The sequence below is a fragment of the Flavobacterium cyclinae genome (assembly GCF_021172145.1).
GTDB lineage: Bacteria > Bacteroidota > Bacteroidia > Flavobacteriales > Flavobacteriaceae > Flavobacterium > Flavobacterium cyclinae.
Window position 1 is genome coordinate 2114426 of record NZ_CP089095.1, and the last position, 19508, is coordinate 2133933.

18 protein-coding genes are annotated in these 19508 nt (G+C 31.9%); 6 read left to right on the forward strand and 12 right to left on the reverse strand.

All coding sequences use genetic code 11. The annotated features are described in order from the left end of the window. Positions 1 to 53: 53 nt before the first annotated feature. The 8 genes from LOS86_RS09910 to LOS86_RS09945 form a co-directional block, all read right to left on the reverse strand. Entirely contained in the window at positions 54 to 1910 is a 1857-nt protein-coding gene (locus tag LOS86_RS09910; protein ID WP_231841948.1) for a DNA topoisomerase IV subunit B, read from the reverse strand. Between the two features lie 159 nt (positions 1911 to 2069). Continuing rightward, positions 2070 to 2741 (reverse strand): TIGR02117 family protein, encoded by a 672-nt coding sequence (locus tag LOS86_RS09915; RefSeq protein WP_231841949.1) that lies wholly within the window; start codon positions 2739 to 2741, stop codon positions 2070 to 2072. A gap of 5 nt (positions 2742 to 2746) precedes the next feature. Continuing rightward, entirely contained in the window at positions 2747 to 3412 is a 666-nt protein-coding gene (locus LOS86_RS09920; RefSeq protein WP_231841950.1) for a hypothetical protein, read from the reverse strand. A gap of 45 nt (positions 3413 to 3457) precedes the next feature. Then, positions 3458 to 4210: a methyltransferase family protein gene (locus LOS86_RS09925; RefSeq protein WP_231841951.1), complete on the reverse strand. Its 753-nt coding sequence runs from the start codon at positions 4208 to 4210 to the stop codon at positions 3458 to 3460. A gap of 33 nt (positions 4211 to 4243) precedes the next feature. Further along, entirely contained in the window at positions 4244 to 5338 is a 1095-nt protein-coding gene (ychF, locus tag LOS86_RS09930) for a redox-regulated ATPase YchF (protein ID WP_231841952.1), read from the reverse strand. A 110-nt stretch (positions 5339 to 5448) separates the two neighbouring features. Continuing rightward, complete coding sequence (locus LOS86_RS09935) at positions 5449 to 6648, reverse strand: hypothetical protein (RefSeq protein WP_231841953.1); 1200 nt, start codon at positions 6646 to 6648, stop codon at positions 5449 to 5451. 72 nt (positions 6649 to 6720) lie between these two features. Continuing rightward, a complete protein-coding gene (locus LOS86_RS09940; protein WP_231841954.1) occupies positions 6721 to 7179 on the reverse strand; it encodes a hypothetical protein in 459 nt (152 codons plus the stop codon). Between the two features lie 30 nt (positions 7180 to 7209). Further along, positions 7210 to 7560, reverse strand: coding sequence for a 4Fe-4S dicluster domain-containing protein (locus LOS86_RS09945; RefSeq protein ID WP_231841955.1), 351 nt, complete (start codon positions 7558 to 7560; stop codon positions 7210 to 7212). Positions 7561 to 7683: 123 nt separating this feature from the next. Between LOS86_RS09945 and LOS86_RS09950 the strand changes: the two genes are divergently transcribed. The 5 genes from LOS86_RS09950 (at position 7684) to LOS86_RS09970 (ending at position 11804) form a co-directional block, all read left to right on the forward strand. Beyond that, positions 7684 to 8742, forward strand: a complete 1059-nt coding sequence (locus LOS86_RS09950; protein ID WP_231841956.1) for an acyl-CoA reductase — start codon at positions 7684 to 7686, stop codon at positions 8740 to 8742. 134 nt (positions 8743 to 8876) lie between these two features. Beyond that, the gene (serC, locus tag LOS86_RS09955; RefSeq protein ID WP_231841957.1) at positions 8877 to 9947 is read left to right on the forward strand and encodes a 3-phosphoserine/phosphohydroxythreonine transaminase; all 1071 of its coding nucleotides are present in this window, start codon (positions 8877 to 8879) and stop codon (positions 9945 to 9947) included. Positions 9948 to 9992: 45 nt separating this feature from the next. Further along, positions 9993 to 10949, forward strand: coding sequence for a D-2-hydroxyacid dehydrogenase (locus tag LOS86_RS09960; RefSeq protein ID WP_231841958.1), 957 nt, complete (start codon positions 9993 to 9995; stop codon positions 10947 to 10949). An 80-nt stretch (positions 10950 to 11029) separates the two neighbouring features. Next, complete coding sequence (locus tag LOS86_RS09965; RefSeq protein WP_231841959.1) at positions 11030 to 11461, forward strand: DUF6146 family protein; 432 nt, start codon at positions 11030 to 11032, stop codon at positions 11459 to 11461. Positions 11462 to 11465: 4 nt separating this feature from the next. Then, positions 11466 to 11804 carry a DUF6787 family protein gene (locus LOS86_RS09970; protein WP_231841960.1) on the forward strand — a complete coding sequence of 113 codons (339 nt, stop codon included), beginning with the start codon at positions 11466 to 11468 and terminating at the stop codon, positions 11802 to 11804. A 16-nt stretch (positions 11805 to 11820) separates the two neighbouring features. Here the strand turns inward: LOS86_RS09970 and LOS86_RS09975 are convergent, their stop codons facing one another. From LOS86_RS09975 to LOS86_RS09990, 4 genes are all read right to left on the reverse strand, one after another. Next, positions 11821 to 13362 carry an acyl-CoA carboxylase subunit beta gene (locus LOS86_RS09975; RefSeq protein WP_231841961.1) on the reverse strand — a complete coding sequence of 514 codons (1542 nt, stop codon included), beginning with the start codon at positions 13360 to 13362 and terminating at the stop codon, positions 11821 to 11823. An 87-nt stretch (positions 13363 to 13449) separates the two neighbouring features. Continuing rightward, positions 13450 to 14889 carry an acetyl-CoA carboxylase biotin carboxylase subunit gene (locus LOS86_RS09980; protein WP_231843928.1) on the reverse strand — a complete coding sequence of 480 codons (1440 nt, stop codon included), beginning with the start codon at positions 14887 to 14889 and terminating at the stop codon, positions 13450 to 13452. Positions 14890 to 14899: 10 nt separating this feature from the next. Beyond that, a complete protein-coding gene (locus LOS86_RS09985; RefSeq protein WP_231841962.1) occupies positions 14900 to 15385 on the reverse strand; it encodes an acyl-CoA carboxylase biotin carboxyl carrier protein subunit in 486 nt (161 codons plus the stop codon). A gap of 231 nt (positions 15386 to 15616) precedes the next feature. Next, positions 15617 to 17803 carry a B12-binding domain-containing radical SAM protein gene (locus LOS86_RS09990; protein WP_231841963.1) on the reverse strand — a complete coding sequence of 729 codons (2187 nt, stop codon included), beginning with the start codon at positions 17801 to 17803 and terminating at the stop codon, positions 15617 to 15619. Positions 17804 to 17910: 107 nt separating this feature from the next. Between LOS86_RS09990 and bshC the strand changes: the two genes are divergently transcribed. Next, positions 17911 to 19506 (forward strand): bacillithiol biosynthesis cysteine-adding enzyme BshC, encoded by a 1596-nt coding sequence (bshC, locus tag LOS86_RS09995; protein ID WP_231841964.1) that lies wholly within the window; start codon positions 17911 to 17913, stop codon positions 19504 to 19506. Positions 19507 to 19508: the final 2 nt, after the last annotated feature.

Below are 19508 nucleotides of genomic sequence, written 5' to 3' on the forward strand. Positions count from 1 at the left end.
TATATTATTTCTTAATTCAAAATTACTGCACACTAAAAACTGAATACTGGCAACTAATTTTTTTCCACTACATCCAACTCCACTTTCAAATTGTTGATGATAAAATCTTGTCGGTCTGGGGTATTTTTACCCATATAGAACTCTAACAAATTTTCAATCGTAGTGGCTTTATCTAACATGACTGGATCTAAACGAATGTCTTGCCCTATGAAATGCTTAAACTCATCTGGCGAAATTTCTCCTAATCCTTTGAATCGGGTGATTTCTGGTTTTGGTTTTAGCTTTTCGATAGCAGCTACTCGTTCATCTTCACTGTAACAGTAAATCGTTTCTTTTTTGTTTCGCACACGGAATAATGGCGTTTGTAATATATACAAATGGCCGTCTTTAATCAACTCTGGGAAAAACTGCAAGAAAAACGTAATCAATAACAAGCGAATGTGCATACCATCCACGTCGGCATCGGTTGCGATTACGATGTTGTTGTAACGCAAATCTTCCATCGATTCTTCAATGTCTAATGCGGCTTGCAATAAGTTGAATTCTTCGTTTTCGTACACGATTTTTTTCGTCATTCCGTAAGAGTTCAAAGGCTTTCCACGTAAACTAAAAACTGCTTGTGTATTTACATCGCGACTTTTGGTTATCGAACCCGAAGCCGAATCTCCCTCGGTAATAAAAAGCGTACTTTCTAAACTTCTAGGATTTTTAGCATCGGTTAAATGGACACGGCAATCACGTAATTTTTTATTGTGTAAACTTGCTTTTTTAGCACGTTCTTTAGCTAATTTACGAATTCCAGATAGTTCTTTACGTTCGCGTTCGGCTTGTAAAATTTTACGTAGTAACGCATCGGCTACTTCTGGATTTTTATGTAAGAAGTTATCTAAATTCGTTTTGATAAAATCATTTACGAACGTACGAACCGTTGGACCATTCGGACCGATATCAGTTGAACCTAATTTGGTTTTCGTTTGTGATTCGAATACGGGTTCCTCCACTTTTACAGAAACCGCAGAAACAATCGATTTACGAATATCGGAAGCTTCAAAAGGTTTGTTGTAAAACTCTTTGATGGTTTTTACAATCGCCTCACGGAAAGCGCCTAAATGCGTTCCTCCTTGCGTAGTATTTTGTCCGTTGACAAACGAATGGTATTCTTCTGAATATTGTGATTTACTGTGCGTAATAGCAACTTCGATATCATCACCTTCTAAATGAATGATAGGATATACCATATCTTCAGCCGAAATATTCTCTTCCAATAAATCTTTTAATCCGTAATCCGAAACGTATTTTTCACCATTGTAATAAATCGTTAATCCGCGATTTAAATAACAATAGTTTTTGAGCATTTTGATGATGTATTCGTTTCGGTATTTGTAGTTTTTGAAAATCGTATCATCAGCAACGAAAGAAACTTTGGTTCCTTTACGTTTTGTAGTTTCTTGAATATCTTCTTCCAGTGTCAAATTTCCGGCTGAGAATTCCGCTGCTTTTTGTTGGTTATCACGAACCGATTCTACTCGGAAGTAATTCGAAAGTGCATTTACAGCTTTTGTTCCGACACCATTTAAACCTACGGATTTTTTAAAGGCTTTGGAATCGTATTTTCCTCCTGTGTTCATTTTAGAAACTACATCAACCACTTTTCCTAATGGAATGCCTCGACCATAATCGCGAACGGTTACCAATTTATCTTTGATAGTCACTTCAATGGTTTTTCCGGCACCCATAACGAATTCATCGATACAGTTGTCCATTACTTCCTTTAACAGAATGTAAATACCATCATCAGGCGATGAACCGTCACCTAATTTTCCGATATACATACCCGGACGCATACGAATGTGCTCTTTCCAATCGAGCGAACGTATGTTGTCTTCGGTATATTGATTTTGCTCTAACATAGACAGATTTTGGATTTTTTGCAATATAGCATTTATCTCCAAAATTGAGAAACGAAAATCGGATAAGTTATTGACAAAATGCGGTTGACAAGAGCAAGTTCAAGAGCAAAAATCAAATTCAAGTTCAAGAACAAAAGAGAAAAGAAGAAAGACTTTTAACTACTTATAGTGCCTAAAAATCCCACTATCTGAAATTGTCCAAAGGGCCGCTTTTTGATTCGCTGCTTTTAGGGCTTGGTTTGCCCAAGAATTGCAGGTGTAAAATAGCGAATAACTTCCGTTGGCTTCGTAAAAAACATCGTGTTTTCCGTAAACGGCATTGGTTTCTATTTTTAGGAATTTACCTGATTTAGTTTGGAAAGATTCATTAATGAATGCAATCAACTTTTTATAATTTTCTAACGAAATTTGAATCTTTTTACAAGACTGGTTCTCTTTTAAATGTTTATAAAAAGTCACATGCATAGCCGATGTGCTCAAACCTGAAGCTGCTTTTACAGCTGTACTTACTTTTAAGTCAGCCCAAGTGGGAGTTTCTAAATAAAAACCTTTGTCGCCCCAGCCTAAAGCTACATATTGATACGTGGTATCTTTTGATTTCGTATGTTCAAATTTGAGTTGGGATGACCAATCGTGATGTTCATTTTTAATTGGCAAAACAATATCGGTATGCACACCGTTTGTTAGAATGTAAATTGGGATTTCTTCTTGATTTTGAGCCACATCATAATTTACAGAAACGAATGACAATAAAGTAACGATTAACAAATACGCAAATAATGATAAAATGAAAATCGCGAAATACTTTAGTAGTTTTTTAAGGATTTTCATTTTAATTATTTAAATAAATAATTGCTTTCGTACTCAAAACCTTCTCTACGTAATAATTTTCTAAAATCAGCTCGTGATGGCGTTAAAATTACATGTAACGTATCGTTTTCTTCAATTACAGTTTTAAATGGAATTTTCAGTTCTGTATTTAACTTGTCAAAATCTTTTTTAGTACCAAGTTGAATGTGTTTTGCTACAACTGTTGATAATTTTAAAATACTGGTTTGGTATTTCCCATCTATTTCCTTATTCAATATCAATGAAGATTTATATTCTTTTGCGATTTCATTTTCTGCAAAGGAAAAAATAGTATCTAGACGCTCGATTTCAAAAGTAATTGTATCGCCTTTTACAAATGTTTTATAAGGTTTATTTTCAGATTTATCGAAAACTTGATTATTTCGAAATTCTAATTCGGGAATAGAATCCAATTCTGATTTTATAGCGGTAATAGTTTCAATTTCTTTGATATAAGCGCATTTTGGCTCAACTATTAAACGATGGGAATAATCCATTGTATAGGTTCGAACAAACTTCTTAGGGAATACTGTTATTTCATCCACATTTGTGGGTTGGGCTGCCGAAAAATATATAAAACTGTTGTTCAATCCATGATCTTTACAGGAAACTACAGCCACAGCAAATGCAGCTAAAATAAAATATTTTTTCATGATAGTTTGTTTTGAAAGAAAACATCAAAACGTATGCCAAAGAAATTATCGGTTTTCTTGTTTTAGCCAATCGGTTTTCTTCTTGATAATTTTAATAACAGCAATTGCTATTAATAAAAATATCATGCTGTATAATAAAAAAGGATTTGGAGCTTCTTCATTTTTAAGATAAACTCCAACGTAATCAAAGGCAAAGAAAATAGCAAATAAAACGAAAATTCCAGTTATCTCTTTTCGAACAACTTTTTTCCAACTAAAAGATAAATCTGCTTTGATAAAATTTTTAAAATCTGGAATAAAAGCAGGCACTTGATTAGCCCAATCTTCATAAACCAAACCAAACTTATTTCTTAAGAATTGCTCTTCTGCATACATAATTCGTTCATAATACAACCAATAAGAAAGTGTAAAAGCAACCACAAACCAAAAGTTACCCGATAGCATTGCAGGAGCTAACCACATGAAGTAATTCCCTAGATATAAAGGGTGGCGAACTAAGGAATAAATTCCTTTCGTATTTAAGGTATCAGCTACTTGATTTTTAACGGTTCTACCAGAAGTGTTTTTTGGTGTAAAACCTATTACACAAATTCGAATAAACAATCCGAATAGTCCTATTAACAAACAACTCATTTCAAAATAAATCTCATATGGCGAATTCTTTATGAAAAAAGTTTCAGGATGTAACTCCGTGTAAACAAAAAGCAAAAAACCTATGAATAAAATAAATACAGGCAAAACTCCTCTATATCTAAAGAGCCACAAACCTTGCTTTTCGAATTCTTCTTTTAATGCCATAAAGAGATTTATTTCTTTGGTATGTCTAAAAAATTACACGTTAAAACGGAAATGCATTACATCACCATCTTTAACAATATATTCTTTTCCTTCTACTCTTAATTTTCCAGCTTCTTTAACTTTTGCTTCAGAACCGTAATTTGAGAAATCTTCAAATGCAATAACTTCTGCACGAATGAAACCTTTTTCAAAATCAGTGTGAATAACTCCAGCTGCTTTTGGTGCTGTATCACCGATGTTGATTGTCCAAGCACGAACTTCTTTAACTCCAGCAGTGAAATACGTTTGTAATTTTAATAATTTATAAGCGGCACGAATTAATACTGCCGAACCTGGCTCAGATAAACCCATATCTTGTAAGAACATTTGACGCTCTTCGTAGCTTTCTAATTCAGTGATATCGGCCTCTGCTCCTACTGAAAGTACAATTACCTCAGCATTTTCGTCTTTAACTAAATCACGAACTTGGTCTACATATTTGTTTCCGTTTACTGCTGATGCTTCGTCAACATTACAAACATATAATACAGGTTTTGTAGTGATCAATTGGAAACTTTCTAACATTTCTTCCTCATCATGATTTTGAGGAACTACTGTACGAGCTGATTTACCCGCTAATAAAATTTCGCGAATTCTATCTAACAATGCTTTTTCAGCTTGTGCTTCTTTGTTTCCAGTTTTAGCAGCACGATTGGTTTTTTCTAAACGTTTTTCTACCGTCTCTAAATCTTTTAATTGCAATTCGATATCAATCGTTTCTTTATCGCGAATTGGATTTACATTTCCATCAACGTGAACAATATTATCGTTATCAAAACAACGTAAAACGTGAATAATAGCATTACACTCTCTAATATTTCCTAAGAATTGATTTCCTAAACCTTCTCCTTTACTTGCTCCTTTTACTAAACCTGCAATATCAACAATATCTACTGTTGCCATTTGAACACGCTCTGGTTTAACCAATTCCTCTAAACGAGCAATACGTGGATCTGGAACATTTACTACTCCAATATTTGGTTCTATAGTACAAAACGGAAAGTTAGCACTTTGCGCTTTTGCGTTTGATAAACAATTAAATAAAGTTGATTTTCCTACGTTTGGTAATCCTACAATTCCTGCTTTCATAAGCCCTTAAATCCTCAAAGAGAATTTTAAATTACTAGTTAATATTATTTTAAAAGTGCGCAAATATACTTTAATCCTGATTAGTTTCAAAGCATTAATAATAAGTAGTATTATTCTTTTGGGTTTTCCTCTTCATTTTGAACATCACCAATACCTTTACTTAACTGCTCAATGATTGCTTTTTCTTCTGGAGTTGATACAAATCCTGATTCTACATCCCAATAATCCGTAAAAAAAGAAGTCTGCTTGTTGATAAGTGATTTCCCTTTAAATATGTTTTTATCTCCATATTCAAAGGTTTTTTTATTAAAATCGGTAATTACCATGTGATTTTTTACTTCAATTCGTCTGGATTTCTTTTTATAATATTTTTCAAAACCAATTACTTCTTTGGAATTAGCTAAATAATAATAATTTCCTTCTTGTCTAAAAGTGTTTTTAAACTCTAATTTGTAGACTTTTCTCGAAGCAAACATACTCTCTTTGTAAGTTTGAAGTCGGTCTGAAGTAACAAAAGAACCCACTTCTATAATTAGCTTTTTATTACTATCATAAATTATATAAAAATTAGACAATATGCCTTTAGCCTCTTGAAAAGGAACAACTTTTATAACCAAATAATCTTCATTTGGCGGATAGGTTCTAATTGAAAAATCATAGGTTTTCTTTGCTCTTGAATCAAGAATTTCATCTAAATATTTGAATTGATAGTAATTTTCTATGATGTTATTTAAATCATATCCCAATATATTAGTATCAACTTCAGCATCTAAAATACCAATTGCACGATTTTGTTCTACAAGAATATCCGTTTTAATATTCTTTTCATTACCAAGTATTTGAAAATTTATTAAACCATCATTAAAAAATACAACTTTATTATCTCTTTTATAAAATTCATGTAAATAAACTTTTAGACTAATTGGAATTGTAATTTTTGATTTAGAATTTTCAACCAAACGTTTTAAAATTACCTGAGGATGATCTTTAGTAATTATGTATTCTTCTAATTCTTGTGTAATGGGTTCTAAATAAACTATATTTTCTTTTTTGTTTAATGTAGAAAACTTAACCACTATTTTTTTATAAGAAGAATGAACCAATTCTAAATCGGATGATCGTGTTAAACTAATTAAGGCCACACCATCTTTATTGGTCAAATATCCTTGACGTGTTCGTATTGCTGTTATTGTTACTTCATCAACAGGAAGATCAGTGTCAAAATCTTTGACAATAATAGTAAATTCGAGACTTTGTGAAAATACAATCGAAGTAAAAAAACATAATAAAAAAGTAAGTTTTTTTATCATAAATCGCCTATTATTCTTCAAATATAAGCAATTTTAATGAAAATTAGAAGATATTTACTATTAAATTATGGGTTAGTTTTCTTTGGCAGAAAATGCTTTACCTTTATCAATAATAAAAACTTGAATAAATACAGATAGTATACCTGATACCATAAAAATTACAATTACATGATAGATATAACACCAATAATAAAAAAAGGAAAAAATTCTAACATTGTAGTTATTTTTATTGTTTTCTAAAACCTTGACAGATTCATTTAGTTCAAAATTTGAAAATAAAACTCGGGTACCGTCTTCATAGACTACTTTTTCATTGTCTCGGTTAACATATTCAACAATTGGAATATTACGTGTTACATGCACATCATTCGCTTGATATTTTACATAACCATAATTAGGATATGTTACATTTACATCCGTAAAACCAATTATTTTTCCGTTGAAGATAGAATAATCAGACAATTCATCATACTTGATATAAAAATGAATTGCACAAACGATAATAAAAGAAAATATAGCAATTTTTCTCATACAAAAAACTCCTCATTTGAGGAGTTCGATTTATTCGTTATGCAAGAATGATTGTCTGTTTAGTAAGGTTTCTTCACTTTCTACATGATTATCATCTGGCACACAACAATCAACAGGACAAACGGCTGCACATTGAGGTTCTTCATGAAACCCTTTACATTCTGTACATTTTCCTGGAACTATATAATAAATATCATCTGAAATTGGGGTTTGTGCTGCTTCAGCATCAACTTCAGTCCCATCAGGTAAAATTACTTTTCCACTTAACTTAGTACCATCTTTCCATCTCCAATCATCAGCACCTTCATAAATTGCTGTATTTGGACATTCTGGCTCACAAGCCCCGCAGTTAATACATTCGTCTGTTATTATAATTGCCATATCTTCAAATGTTAGAAGTTAGAAAATAGAAGTTAGAAGTTTTATAAAAATCCACTTTAAGTCTAACTAAATGATTATTTTTGTGCAAAAATACAACGTCTACTAAATATAAACAAGTTACAAATGTTACAAAGTGAAATAAAATCGAGTTTTGTTGAATTAGGGAATTTTTTATGTCAATTTTCTGAGGACGGAAATCAAAAATCTAAAGCGGTTTTACATAACGATTTGTTCTTTGAAAACTTCATAAATTTAATTGAACTTTCGCAATCACACAATGGATGGTTTACTCCAGAACAAGTTTATTTTAGTATTCAAGCTTGGGCAAAAGCATTAACCGAGGAAAACCTAAATCAGTGGCTTTCTAACTATAATTTTAAAAAAATTGAACCTAAGAATGTTGGGTTAGTTTTGGCAGGTAATATTCCTTTAGTAGGTTTTCATGATTTTTTGTCGGTATTAATTTCAGGTCATAATGTATTAGTAAAAACCTCATCTAATGACCAACATTTATTAAAGTTTTTAGCAAAATATTTGATTTCAATCGAACCAAAACTTAACTCAAAAATAACGTTTGTTGAAGGTAAATTAGAAGGATTTGACGCTGTAATTGCCACAGGAAGTAATAATACAGCACGTTATTTTGAATATTATTTTAAGGATAAACCAAGTATTATTCGTAAAAACAGAAATTCAGTTGCCGTTTTAAATGGAAATGAATCATTTGAAGATTTGGTCAATTTAGGTGAAGATATTTTTAGATATTTTGGATTAGGATGTCGAAATGTTTCCAAACTTTTTGTTCCTAAAGGATATAATTTTGATAATTTTTTCAAAGCTATGTTCGAATATCGTGATGTGATTCAATATGAAAAATATGCTAATAATTACGATTACAACAAAGCTGTTTTCTTGATGAGTAATTTCCAAATATTAGACAATGAATTCATGACAATAAAAGAAGATGTAAACTATTCTTCTCCTATTTCTTCTGTTTTTTATGAATTTTACGAAAATTTAGAAACGATTAATTCCCGATTAATTACTGATGCCGAGCAAATTCAATGCATTGTGTCTAATGATTTGATTCCAAATTCCGTTGCATTTGGCCAAACACAACAACCCAAACTATGGGACTATGCAGACAATGTAGATACATTGGCATTTTTATCAAAAATATAATTACATTATTCATAAAAATTAGGTCTAACTATAACGTTTTTGTTAATAACATCTCATAATTATTATTGAATTTAAACCTGTTTTTTATTTGAGAATTCCGAAATTTGACCTTTAAATAAATAACTACAACTACAATGAAAAAACACAATTACAGTGCAGGTCCATGTATACTTCCACAAGAAGTATTCGAAAAATCGGCACAAGCTATTTTAGATTTTAACAATTCTGGATTATCTATTTTAGAAATTTCGCACCGCAGTAAAGATTTTGTTGCTGTTATGGATGAAGCTAGAGCTTTAGTTTTAGAGCTTTTAGGACTAGAAGGAAAAGGATATGAAGTTCTTTTTTTAGGTGGAGGTGCTAGTATGCAGTTTTTAATGGCTCCATACAATTTAATGAAAGTTGATGGAAAAGCAGCTTATTTAGATACTGGAACTTGGGCTAGTGGCGCAATCAAAGAAGCAAAATTATTTGGAGAAACTGTTGTAGTTGCCTCTTCAAAATCTGAAAACTATAATCATATTCCTAAAGATTATACAATCCCTTCAGATGCTAATTATTTTCACTGCACAAGTAACAATACCATTTTTGGAACCCAAATAAAATCATTCCCTGAAGTAAATATCCCTTTAGTTTGTGATATGAGTTCAGATATTTTTTCGCGAGTATTAGATTTTTCAAAATTTGATTTAATCTATGCAGGTGCTCAAAAAAATATGGGACCAGCAGGTGCTACACTTGTAGTTGTTAAAACAGAAATCTTAGGTAAAACAGGAAGAACAATTCCTAGTATTTTAGATTACCAACAACATGTTTCTAAAGAAAGTATGTACAATACTCCGCCTGTATTTCCTGTATATGCATCATTACTAACCTTACAATGGTTGAAAAAAACAGGCGGAATTGCTGCAATTGAAAAAATCAACGAAGCCAAAGCTGAATTGCTTTATAATGAAATTGACCGCAACCCACTATTCAAAGGAACAGCAGCAAAAGAAGATAGAAGTAACATGAACGTAACTTTCCTATTAGAAAATGAAGCACATCAAGAAAAATTTGATGCTATGTGGAAAGCGGCTGGTATTTCAGGATTAGCGGGTCACCGTTCTGTTGGCGGATATCGTGCGTCTATGTACAATGCTTTACCAATTGAAAGTGTTCAGGTATTAGTTGATGTAATGCAAGAATTAGAAAAAAATATTTAGTAATTAGTAACTAGGTAATAGTTATTGGAAAAAAATAAATACAAAATGAAAGTTTTAGCAAACGACGGAATTTCAAAAAGCGGAATTAAAGCTTTAGAAAAAGGCGGTTTTGAAGTAATTACAACAAAAGTAGCTCAAGAACAAGTGGCAAACTATATCAATACCAATGATGTAAAAGTCGTATTAGTTCGTAGTGCTACTAAAGTTAGAAAAGACATTATTGATGCATGTCCAGGTTTAAAAATTATAGGACGTGGTGGCGTAGGAATGGACAACATTGATGTAGCTTATGCTCGTGAAAAAGGATTACACGTAATCAACACTCCGGCTTCATCATCTGAAAGTGTTGCAGAATTAGTTTTTGCTCATTTATTCACTGGAGTTCGTTTCTTACATGATTCTAATAGAAATATGCCATTAGAAGGCGATTCAAACTTTGACGGATTAAAGAAAGCCTATGCAAATGGTGTTGAATTAAGAGGTAAAACTTTAGGTATCATTGGATTTGGTAGAATTGGGCAAGCTGTTGCTAAAATGGCTCTTGGATTAGGAATGAAAGTTATTGCAGCTGATAAATTTGTAAGTGATGCTGTAATTAGAGTTGACTTTTATAATGGTCAGTTTATTAATGTTGATATCAAAACAGAACCACTTGAAGACATTTTTAAACATTCTGACTTCATTACATTACATGTTCCTGCTCAAGATGGTTATGTAATTGGTAAAGAAGAGTTCCCTTTATTAAAAGATGGAGTTGGAATTGTAAATTGTGCTCGAGGCGGAGTTATTGATGAAGTAGCTTTAATTGAAGCATTAGATAACAATAAGGTTTCATTTGCAGGATTAGATGTGTTTGAAAACGAACCAAATCCAGAAATTCAAATTTTAATGCATCCAAAAATTTCATTAACACCTCATATTGGTGCAGCAACTGGTGAAGCTCAAGATAGAATTGGTACAGAATTAGCCGATCAAATTATTAGTTTGTTAAAAAACAATTAAGCAAACTAAATTATATAAAGTTAAAAGCATCGATAAACTCGGTGCTTTTTTTTATCTTTATACTCTAAATTTGAGTAGCTATGAAATATATAGTTTTTACCCTATTTACATTTATTTCAATTCTATTTGCTTGTAATGTTTCTCAGGAAAATAAAAGTTTTGAAGATAAACCAAAACTTGAGAGTGACACCATTAAGATTGTAAACAAAAAAATAGAATATGAAGTATTAATTATTGATGTAGGCTTTTCATCCTGGTTCAATAGCTTTGCAAAACCCCGAAATTATTATTCGCAATCCTATTTAGAATCCAGAAACAGAGTTTGGGTATTAGAATGGAACAGAAGAGCTATGTTATCTTCTCAATACAATCCTAATCTTTATGAAATGACCATAAACTACGAACAAAATATTGATTATGGCTACGAGGTAAACTACATGATTTATAACTACTTAGTCTATTTTCAATTAACACACAATCAAAGATTAGGAGGTTTTACTCCAAGAATATAATTTTATGAAAAAGCTTAAAGAACGCTGGAACGTTACCTCTAACCTTCAGTTAATTATTATTTTTATCGTTTTTGCCATCACTGGATTTAGTTCGTTACAATTGGCAAAACCATTTTTAAATCTTATTGGAATACAAGAAACATTTGAACCTCATTGGTTGTATCGAGTAATGAGAATTGTTTTAATTTTTCCTATTTATCAAGTTTTACTAGTTCTTACAGGTTCCATTTTTGGCCAATTTACCTTTTTTTGGGAGTTTGAAAAAAAGATGTTAACAAGAATGAAACTAGGATTCATAGCTAATTATTTTGATTCAAAATTTAAAAAAGAAAAGACCGACTAAAAGTCGGTCTTAATTTTTAAAGAGGAATATTTCCGTGTTTACGTTTTGGAGTGTCTACCACCTTATTTTCTAGCATACTAAATGCTTTAATTAACTTTCTTCGTGTATCTCTTGGTAAAATTACTTCATCAATAAATCCACGTTGCGCTGCAGTATAAGGATTTGCAAACAAATCTGCATATTCTGCTTCTTTTTCTAATAATTTAGCTGCCGGATCAGCCGCTTCGCTAATTTCTTTTTTGAAGATAATTTCAGAAGCTCCTTTTGCTCCCATAACTGCAATTTCAGCACCTGGCCAAGCAAAATTCATATCAGCCCCAATGTGTTTAGAATTCATTACGTCATAAGCTCCTCCATACGCTTTACGAGTAATTACCGTAACTCTTGGCACCGTAGCTTCACTAAATGCATATAATAATTTTGCTCCATGAGTAATAATTCCGTTCCATTCTTGGTCCGTTCCTGGTAAAAATCCTGGCACGTCTTCTAAAACTAATAAAGGAATATTAAAACAATCACAGAATCTTACAAATCGAGCTGCTTTTATTGAACTGTTTACATCTAAACAACCCGCTAAAACCATAGGTTGGTTGGCAACAATTCCGATACTTCTTCCACCTAAACGTGCAAAACCAACAATAATATTATCTGCAAAATCTTTATGAATTTCAAAGAACGAATCTTCATCAATGATTCCACCAATTACCTCATGCATATCATAAGGTTTATTAGCGCTATCTGGAACAATAGTATCTAATTTTTCACGAACCTCATCTTGTAAATTATAAGGTAATTTTGGAGTTGTTTCTCTATTATTTTGTGGAATGTAACTCAATAATCGTTTAATATCTTCTAAACATTCAATTCCGTTAGGAGACGTGATATGACAAACTCCAGATTTTGAGGCATGAGTTGAAGCTCCTCCTAATTCTTCCGAAGTTACTTCTTCATTTGTAACTGTTTTTACCACATTTGGTCCTGTTACAAACATATAACTATTATTTTCCACCATCATAGTGAAATCGGTCATCGCTGGAGAATATACAGCACCTCCTGCACATGGTCCCATAATAGCTGAAATTTGAGGAATTACTCCAGAAGCTTGAACGTTTCTGTAGAAAATATCCGCATATCCACCAAGTGAACGAACACCTTCCTGTATACGAGCACCACCAGAATCATTTAAACCTATCATAGGAGCGCCATTCTTGACCGCCATATCCATTACTTTACAGATTTTTTCGGCATGAGTTTCAGATAAAGAACCTCCAAAAACCGTAAAATCTTGAGCAAAAACATAGACTAATCTTCCGTTGATAGTTCCATAACCTGTAACTACTCCATCGCCATAAATGATTTCTTTTTCCATACCGAAATCGGTAGTACGATGTGTCACTAACATTCCAATTTCTTCAAACGAACCTTCGTCTAAAAGATACTCTACACGTTCTCTTGCCGTTAATTTCTTTTTTGCATGATGAGCAGCTATTCTTTTTTCGCCTCCACCCAATTTGGCTAAAGCTATTTTATCGTTTAATATTTTAATTTTATCTTCCATATTTTTAAAGATTAAAGAAGATAGAGATTAGAAAAAAGACTTTGAAACACATTATTTCTAACTTCTATATTCTATTTTCTATTTTCTTTAGTTTGGTAATCTTAGTACTTTTTGATCTTCAACATATTTTTTAAAAGCTAGCATAGCTGCGATTTGAGCTTCCGTATCTAATTTAGATTTCAGCTTTTCTGCATCATAATAAGCTTTTACAAATCCAGTATCAAAATCTCCAGAACGAAACGCTTCATGCTCCATTACAAATTTCCCAAAAGGTAAAGTTGTAGCTACTCCTTCCACCAAATAATTATCAATCGCTTTGATCATTAATTCGATAGATTCTTCTCGAGTGCTTCCATAAGTAATTAATTTAGAAAGCATTGGATCGTAGTAAATTGGCACATCCATTCCTTCTTCAATTCCATTATCAACACGAATTCCTTCGCCTACTGGTAATTTATAAGTACTTAAAAAACCTACATTAGGTAAAAAATCATTCATTGGATCTTCGGCATATACACGAAGTTCCATAGCATGACCTTTGATTTGTAAATCTTCTTGTTTCATTGGTAACGCTTCGCCACGCGCAACACGAATTTGTAATTCTACCAAATCCAATCCTGAAATTAATTCAGAAACTGGGTGTTCTACTTGCAAACGTGTATTCATTTCCAAGAAATAGAAATTATGATCAGCATCCATCAAAAACTCAACTGTTCCGGCTCCTAAATAGTCACAAGCTTTGGCTACTTTAACAGCTGCCTCACCCATTTCCTTACGTTTTTCTGGAGTTAAAATTGAGGAAGGTGCTTCTTCAACTACTTTTTGATGACGACGTTGGATGCTACACTCTCTTTCAAAAACATAGACAATATTTCCATGACTATCCGCCATAATTTGAATTTCTATGTGACGTGGTTTGGTTACATATTTTTCAATGAAAACTGAACCATCACCAAATGCATTGGTAGCTTCTGAAATGGCTCTATCCATTTGAGAAACAAAATCTTCAGCTTTTTCCACCACACGCATTCCTTTTCCTCCACCACCAGCAGAAGCTTTAATTAAGATAGGAAAACCTATTTCGGTTGCAATTTTCTTTGCCGCATCAATATCAGTAATAGCATCTTCAGTTCCTGGAACCATTGGAATATTGTAATGTTTCACAGCTTCTTTTGCTGCTAACTTACTTCCCATCATTTCAATTGCTCTGGATTTTGGTCCAATGAAAATGATATTGTTTTTTTCACATGCTTCTGCAAAAGTTGAGTTCTCACTTAAAAATCCGTAACCTGGATGCACAGCATCTACTCCAAGTTCTTTACAAACTTCGATAATTTTATCACCACGCAAATACGATTGACTTGACGCTGCTTCGCCAATTAAAACAGCTTCATCCGCGTATTTTACATGCAAAGCATTTCTATCGGCAGAAGAATAAACCGCTACCGTTTTGATTCCCATTTTTTTCGCGGTTTTCATTACTCTAATAGCAATTTCTCCACGATTGGCAACTAATATTTTCTTAATTTCTTTCATCTTATTCGAATTCAATTAACAATTGTCCTTTATCTACAGCATTTCCTTTTTCAACAGAAATTGATTTAATAACTCCATCTCTAGGAGAAAGGAAACAGTTTTCCATTTTCATGGCCTCTAAAATCAATAAAGGATCATTTTCTTTTACTTCTTGACCAACAGAAACGTTAATTTCTAAAATCAAACCTGGCATTGGTGCTTTAATTGCATTAACCAATTTAGTTCTACCACGTTGAATTCCCATACTTTTGATTAATTCATCTAAAGGATCTGAAATTGCCACTTCGTAGGTGTTGTTGTTAACCTTGACAGTATATTTTTTTGAAATAAAATCAGCCGAAACAATTTCAGCCTTGTAGGGTTTGCTTTCTTTTAGTACATGAAACTTATCTGCTTCTACATTAATTGCATCAAAATTTTGAAGATCATTTTCCGTAACTTCAAAAGAAGCCGTATTATTTACTAAAAGTTTATAGTTTGTGCTCATATGAGATTATTTTAGTGGACGTAAACTTACAAAAAGAAATCGTTTTCGTAAATGATAAATCTCATAAAATTTGGAAAATAAATATAGTTGTATGAAAAATTAAAGACATGAACAAGTACAAGATCAAGTTCAAAAATCAAGTTTCAACGTATTAGTATTCAGTCACAGTTTTCAGTTTAATATGCTTTATAGAAATCAAGTATTGTTAATTTTTAACCTTATAAAATAAAATTACAACACTAATAACATGCTATTTCTAAGTGTTTGTATTGGTTTTGAATACCAAAATAATTCAAAGTCATCAAATTTTTGCTCAAAATCAGCTTTTAATTGGGCAAATGTTACTTTATTTTGGGAATAAATTGAAGTTTTATCCAAAGTTTCAAGTAACCATTTCCCTTCTTCTAAATTTACAGCTATATCAAAAGTTTGGGTTTTACTATGAAACGTAAATTTCATCATTTCCCATGTATTTCCTTTTTTAGATTTTGTAAAAATTTCCGTTTGAGGTTTTCCGCCTATCCAAACTATTTTAGCGTTAGGTTTTGTATTGAAATTATGGTCTTTTTGAAGGCAATTATAAATAAAATCAGATGGTACTTTAGTTTTTGGAATTTTAAAATCAAACCAATCTTGCAAGTCGTAATCAAAACAGATTCCGTGCATGTAATTGAATAACGATTTTTTTAATCCGAAACTGAATTTATCGTGATTGATTCCAGTTTTATCCTTGAAATTGATGTCGTTATTAGCAAATGTAATTTTATTTTGCTCAGGAATTACACCGAATTCCTCTGGAAACATTCCCACAGGAGAATGTGCTGTCATAGCAAATTGATGCCAAAAACCGCTTTGCAAAACACCTAATTCAAACAATTGACGCACCATCTCCAAACTATCTACCGTTTCTTGAATGGTTTGTGTTGGATAACCGTACATCAAATAGGCATGCACCATGATTCCTGATTCGGTAAAATTTCGGGTTACTTGTGCAACTTGTTCAACTGTTACACCTTTTTTGATTAATTCTAGAAGTCGATCCGAAGCTACTTCTAATCCACCAGAAACCGCAATACAACCCGATTCTTTCAATAACAAACATAAATCAGCTGTAAAACTTTTTTCAAAACGAATGTTTGTCCACCAAGTGACAACTAAATTTCGTTTGATAATTTCCAATGCCACTTCACGCATTAATGCTGGCGGTGCCGCTTCATCTACAAAATGAAATCCATTTTCGCCTGTTTGAGCGATTAATTCTTCCATTCGGTCTACCAGAATTTTGGCAGCGATGGGTTCGTACAATTTTATATAATCGAGAGAAATATCGCAAAACGTGCATTTTCCCCAGTAACAACCGTGAGCCATGGTGAGTTTATTCCAACGACCGTCACTCCACAAACTGTGCATAGGATTGGCTACTTCAATTACGGAAATATATCTATCTAATAATAAATCGGAATAATCTGGAGTGCCTACTTCACTTTGTTTGTAATCGGGGCGAGTTGAATTGTTTTTATATACGACTTGGTTATTTTCTAAAAGGAAAGTACGCTTAAATTCAGATTCTAAAACAAGTTCAGAATGACAAATAAAATTATGAAGCAACTCTACAGGTAGTTCACCATCATCGAGTGTAATAAAATCGAAGAATTCAAAAACGCGTTGGTCTTTTAAATCACGTAACTCAGTATTTGGAAAACCGCCACCCATAGCGGTTTTTATATTTGGAAAATTTGCTTTTATGAATTGAGCACAACGGAAAGCGCTGTAGAGATTTCCTGGAAATGGAACAGAAAAACATACTAATTTAGGTTGAACTTCTTCAATTCTTTTTTTCAGAATTTTGATGGTGATTTCATCAATAAACGTTAATTCATTTTGCAAATGATTGTATAACTCATCAAACGAATTGGCACTTCTTCCTAAACGTTCAGCATAGCGACTAAATCCGAAATTTCCATCAACACATTCTACAATAAAATCGGATAAATCTTCTAAATATAAAGTAGCTAGATGTTTGGCTTTATCTTGCATTCCCATTGAACCAAAGGCAAATTCCATATCGTCTAATTGATCAAAACGAGAGGCTTCAGGTAAAAAATTTCCAGAACAAATTTGTCGCGCTAACGATGGATTTTTACCTTGAAGAAAAGCAATTACAGCATCGATGGTTTTGATGTAATCGTCTTTGAGCGAATAAATTCTTTGAGTGTTGGGTGATGGATGATGGATGATGGGTAAAAAAATCTCGATTAGACCTTTCTTTGAAAACATTTCTAAAATCACTTCGATACCTAAATCCATTTGGTAAGCCGAAATGTTTTTGGTATTCAGAAAACCTTTCAAATAAGCCGTTGCTGGATACGGCGTATTCAGTTGGGTAAAAGGTGGTGTTATTAGAAGAATGTCTTTCAAGATGTAGGTTTTTATTGCAAAAGTAATCTTTTTATGAAATACTAACTACATGTTAAATACGAGAATTAAAAGTATAATTTTATTATTTTAGCAAAAAAATAACAAAAATGCCAAACGACTGTATAACGTATCAAAATTCGGGTTACTTCATTCCATTAATTGTGGATTATTTAGATCAAAAATCTAATGTAAAACCGTTATACAATCGTTTTCCTTCAATTGAGAATTTTAAATTTCAATTCGAAGAAAAAAAGAATAATTTTCCAGTTGAAAACAGAAAAATCTTAGTAGAAGCGCTAAAAAAGCAATATAATAACTTTCAAATTTCAGAGAAAACTTTAAATAACCTTGAACTTTTAAGCCTAACAAATACCTTTACTATCACTACTGGACATCAGTTGAATTTACTTACGGGTCCGCTATACTTTATTTATAAAATTATTTCGGTAATTAATTTAACTAAAGAATTAAAAGCGGCTTATCCAGAACAGAATTTTGTTCCTATTTATTGGATGGCCACCGAAGATCATGATTTTGAAGAAATCAATTACTTTCTTTTCAAAGGAAACAAAATGGAATGGAAAAAAGAAAGTAAGGGACCTGTTGGACGAATAGACACTTCTGGATTGGAGGAACTATTTGAATCGTTTTCTAAAGAATTAGGTTTGGGAAATAATGCTAATTATTTGAAAGACTTATTTAAAAAATCCTATTTAGAGCATACGAATTTAGCAGATGCAACTCGATATTTAGCTAACGAATTATTTAAAAATGAAGGTTTAGTTATTTTAGATGGAGACGACTTAGAGCTTAAAAAATTATTTATTCCATTTGCGAAAAATGAATTGTTACAACAAACTTCATATAATAAAGTAAGCGAAACCATTGAACAATTAAAACCCTATGCTATTCAAGTAAATCCTCGAGAAATAAATCTATTTTACATTCAGGATAATTTAAGAGAACGTATTGTTTTTGAAAATGGAAATTACAAAATTAATAATACTTCATTATCCTTTTCTGAAAGTGAAATTCTTACGGAACTAGAAAACAACCCTAAAAACTTTAGTCCGAATGTTATTTTAAGACCCTTATATCAAGAGGTAATTTTACCTAATTTGTGTTATATTGGTGGTGGTGGAGAAATTGCTTATTGGTTGGAATTAAAATCAATGTTTGAGGTCAACAACATTGTATTTCCTGTATTATTAGTTAGAAACTCAGTATTGATTGCTACTGAAAAACAAGTATCGAAATTAGATAAGTTACAAGTAAATTGGAATGAGATTTTTCAATCTGAAAAAAAACTTGTTGAATTAAAGACAAAAGAATATTCCCAATTTACAATTGATTTTTCTGAACAAAAGGAAGTCTTAAAAAATCAGTTTATTGCACTTTATGAAATTGCATCTAAAACTGATAAATCTTTTTTAGGAGCTGTTGCAGCTCAAGAAAGAAAGCAAATAAAAGGACTTAATAATTTAGAAAAAAGATTGCTTAAAGCAGAAAAAAGAAACCTATCTGAAAAAATCAATAGAATATTAGAAATTAAAGCTGATTTATTTCCTAAAGGAATTCTACAAGAAAGAGTTTTAAACTTTTCAGAATTTTATAATGATATTTATTCATACAATTCATTAATTACTACATTACTTGAAAGTTTAAATCCACTCAATCAAAGTTTTACTATAATTATTGTTTAAAA

What these genes read in the sequence shown, in the direction of transcription:
- LOS86_RS09935 (WP_231841953.1), bottom strand. Translation starts at nt 6,648, where the DNA reads ATGATAAAAAAACTTACTTTTTTATTATGTTTTTTTACTTCGATTGTA.
- LOS86_RS09970 (WP_231841960.1), top strand. Translation starts at nt 11,466, where the DNA reads ATGAAAAAGCTTAAAGAACGCTGGAACGTTACCTCTAACCTTCAGTTA.
- LOS86_RS09975 (WP_231841961.1), bottom strand. Translation starts at nt 13,362, where the DNA reads ATGGAAGATAAAATTAAAATATTAAACGATAAAATAGCTTTAGCCAAA.
- serC (WP_231841957.1), top strand. Translation starts at nt 8,877, where the DNA reads ATGAAAAAACACAATTACAGTGCAGGTCCATGTATACTTCCACAAGAA.
- LOS86_RS09965 (WP_231841959.1), top strand. Translation starts at nt 11,030, where the DNA reads ATGAAATATATAGTTTTTACCCTATTTACATTTATTTCAATTCTATTT.
- ychF (WP_231841952.1), bottom strand. Translation starts at nt 5,338, where the DNA reads ATGAAAGCAGGAATTGTAGGATTACCAAACGTAGGAAAATCAACTTTA.
- LOS86_RS09945 (WP_231841955.1), bottom strand. Translation starts at nt 7,560, where the DNA reads ATGGCAATTATAATAACAGACGAATGTATTAACTGCGGGGCTTGTGAG.
- LOS86_RS09920 (WP_231841950.1), bottom strand. Translation starts at nt 3,412, where the DNA reads ATGAAAAAATATTTTATTTTAGCTGCATTTGCTGTGGCTGTAGTTTCC.
- LOS86_RS09960 (WP_231841958.1), top strand. Translation starts at nt 9,993, where the DNA reads ATGAAAGTTTTAGCAAACGACGGAATTTCAAAAAGCGGAATTAAAGCT.
- LOS86_RS09925 (WP_231841951.1), bottom strand. Translation starts at nt 4,210, where the DNA reads ATGGCATTAAAAGAAGAATTCGAAAAGCAAGGTTTGTGGCTCTTTAGA.
- LOS86_RS09985 (WP_231841962.1), bottom strand. Translation starts at nt 15,385, where the DNA reads ATGAGCACAAACTATAAACTTTTAGTAAATAATACGGCTTCTTTTGAA.
- LOS86_RS09910 (WP_231841948.1), bottom strand. Translation starts at nt 1,910, where the DNA reads ATGTTAGAGCAAAATCAATATACCGAAGACAACATACGTTCGCTCGAT.
- bshC (WP_231841964.1), top strand. Translation starts at nt 17,911, where the DNA reads ATGCCAAACGACTGTATAACGTATCAAAATTCGGGTTACTTCATTCCA.
- LOS86_RS09940 (WP_231841954.1), bottom strand. Translation starts at nt 7,179, where the DNA reads ATGAGAAAAATTGCTATATTTTCTTTTATTATCGTTTGTGCAATTCAT.
- LOS86_RS09950 (WP_231841956.1), top strand. Translation starts at nt 7,684, where the DNA reads ATGTTACAAAGTGAAATAAAATCGAGTTTTGTTGAATTAGGGAATTTT.
- LOS86_RS09915 (WP_231841949.1), bottom strand. Translation starts at nt 2,741, where the DNA reads ATGAAAATCCTTAAAAAACTACTAAAGTATTTCGCGATTTTCATTTTA.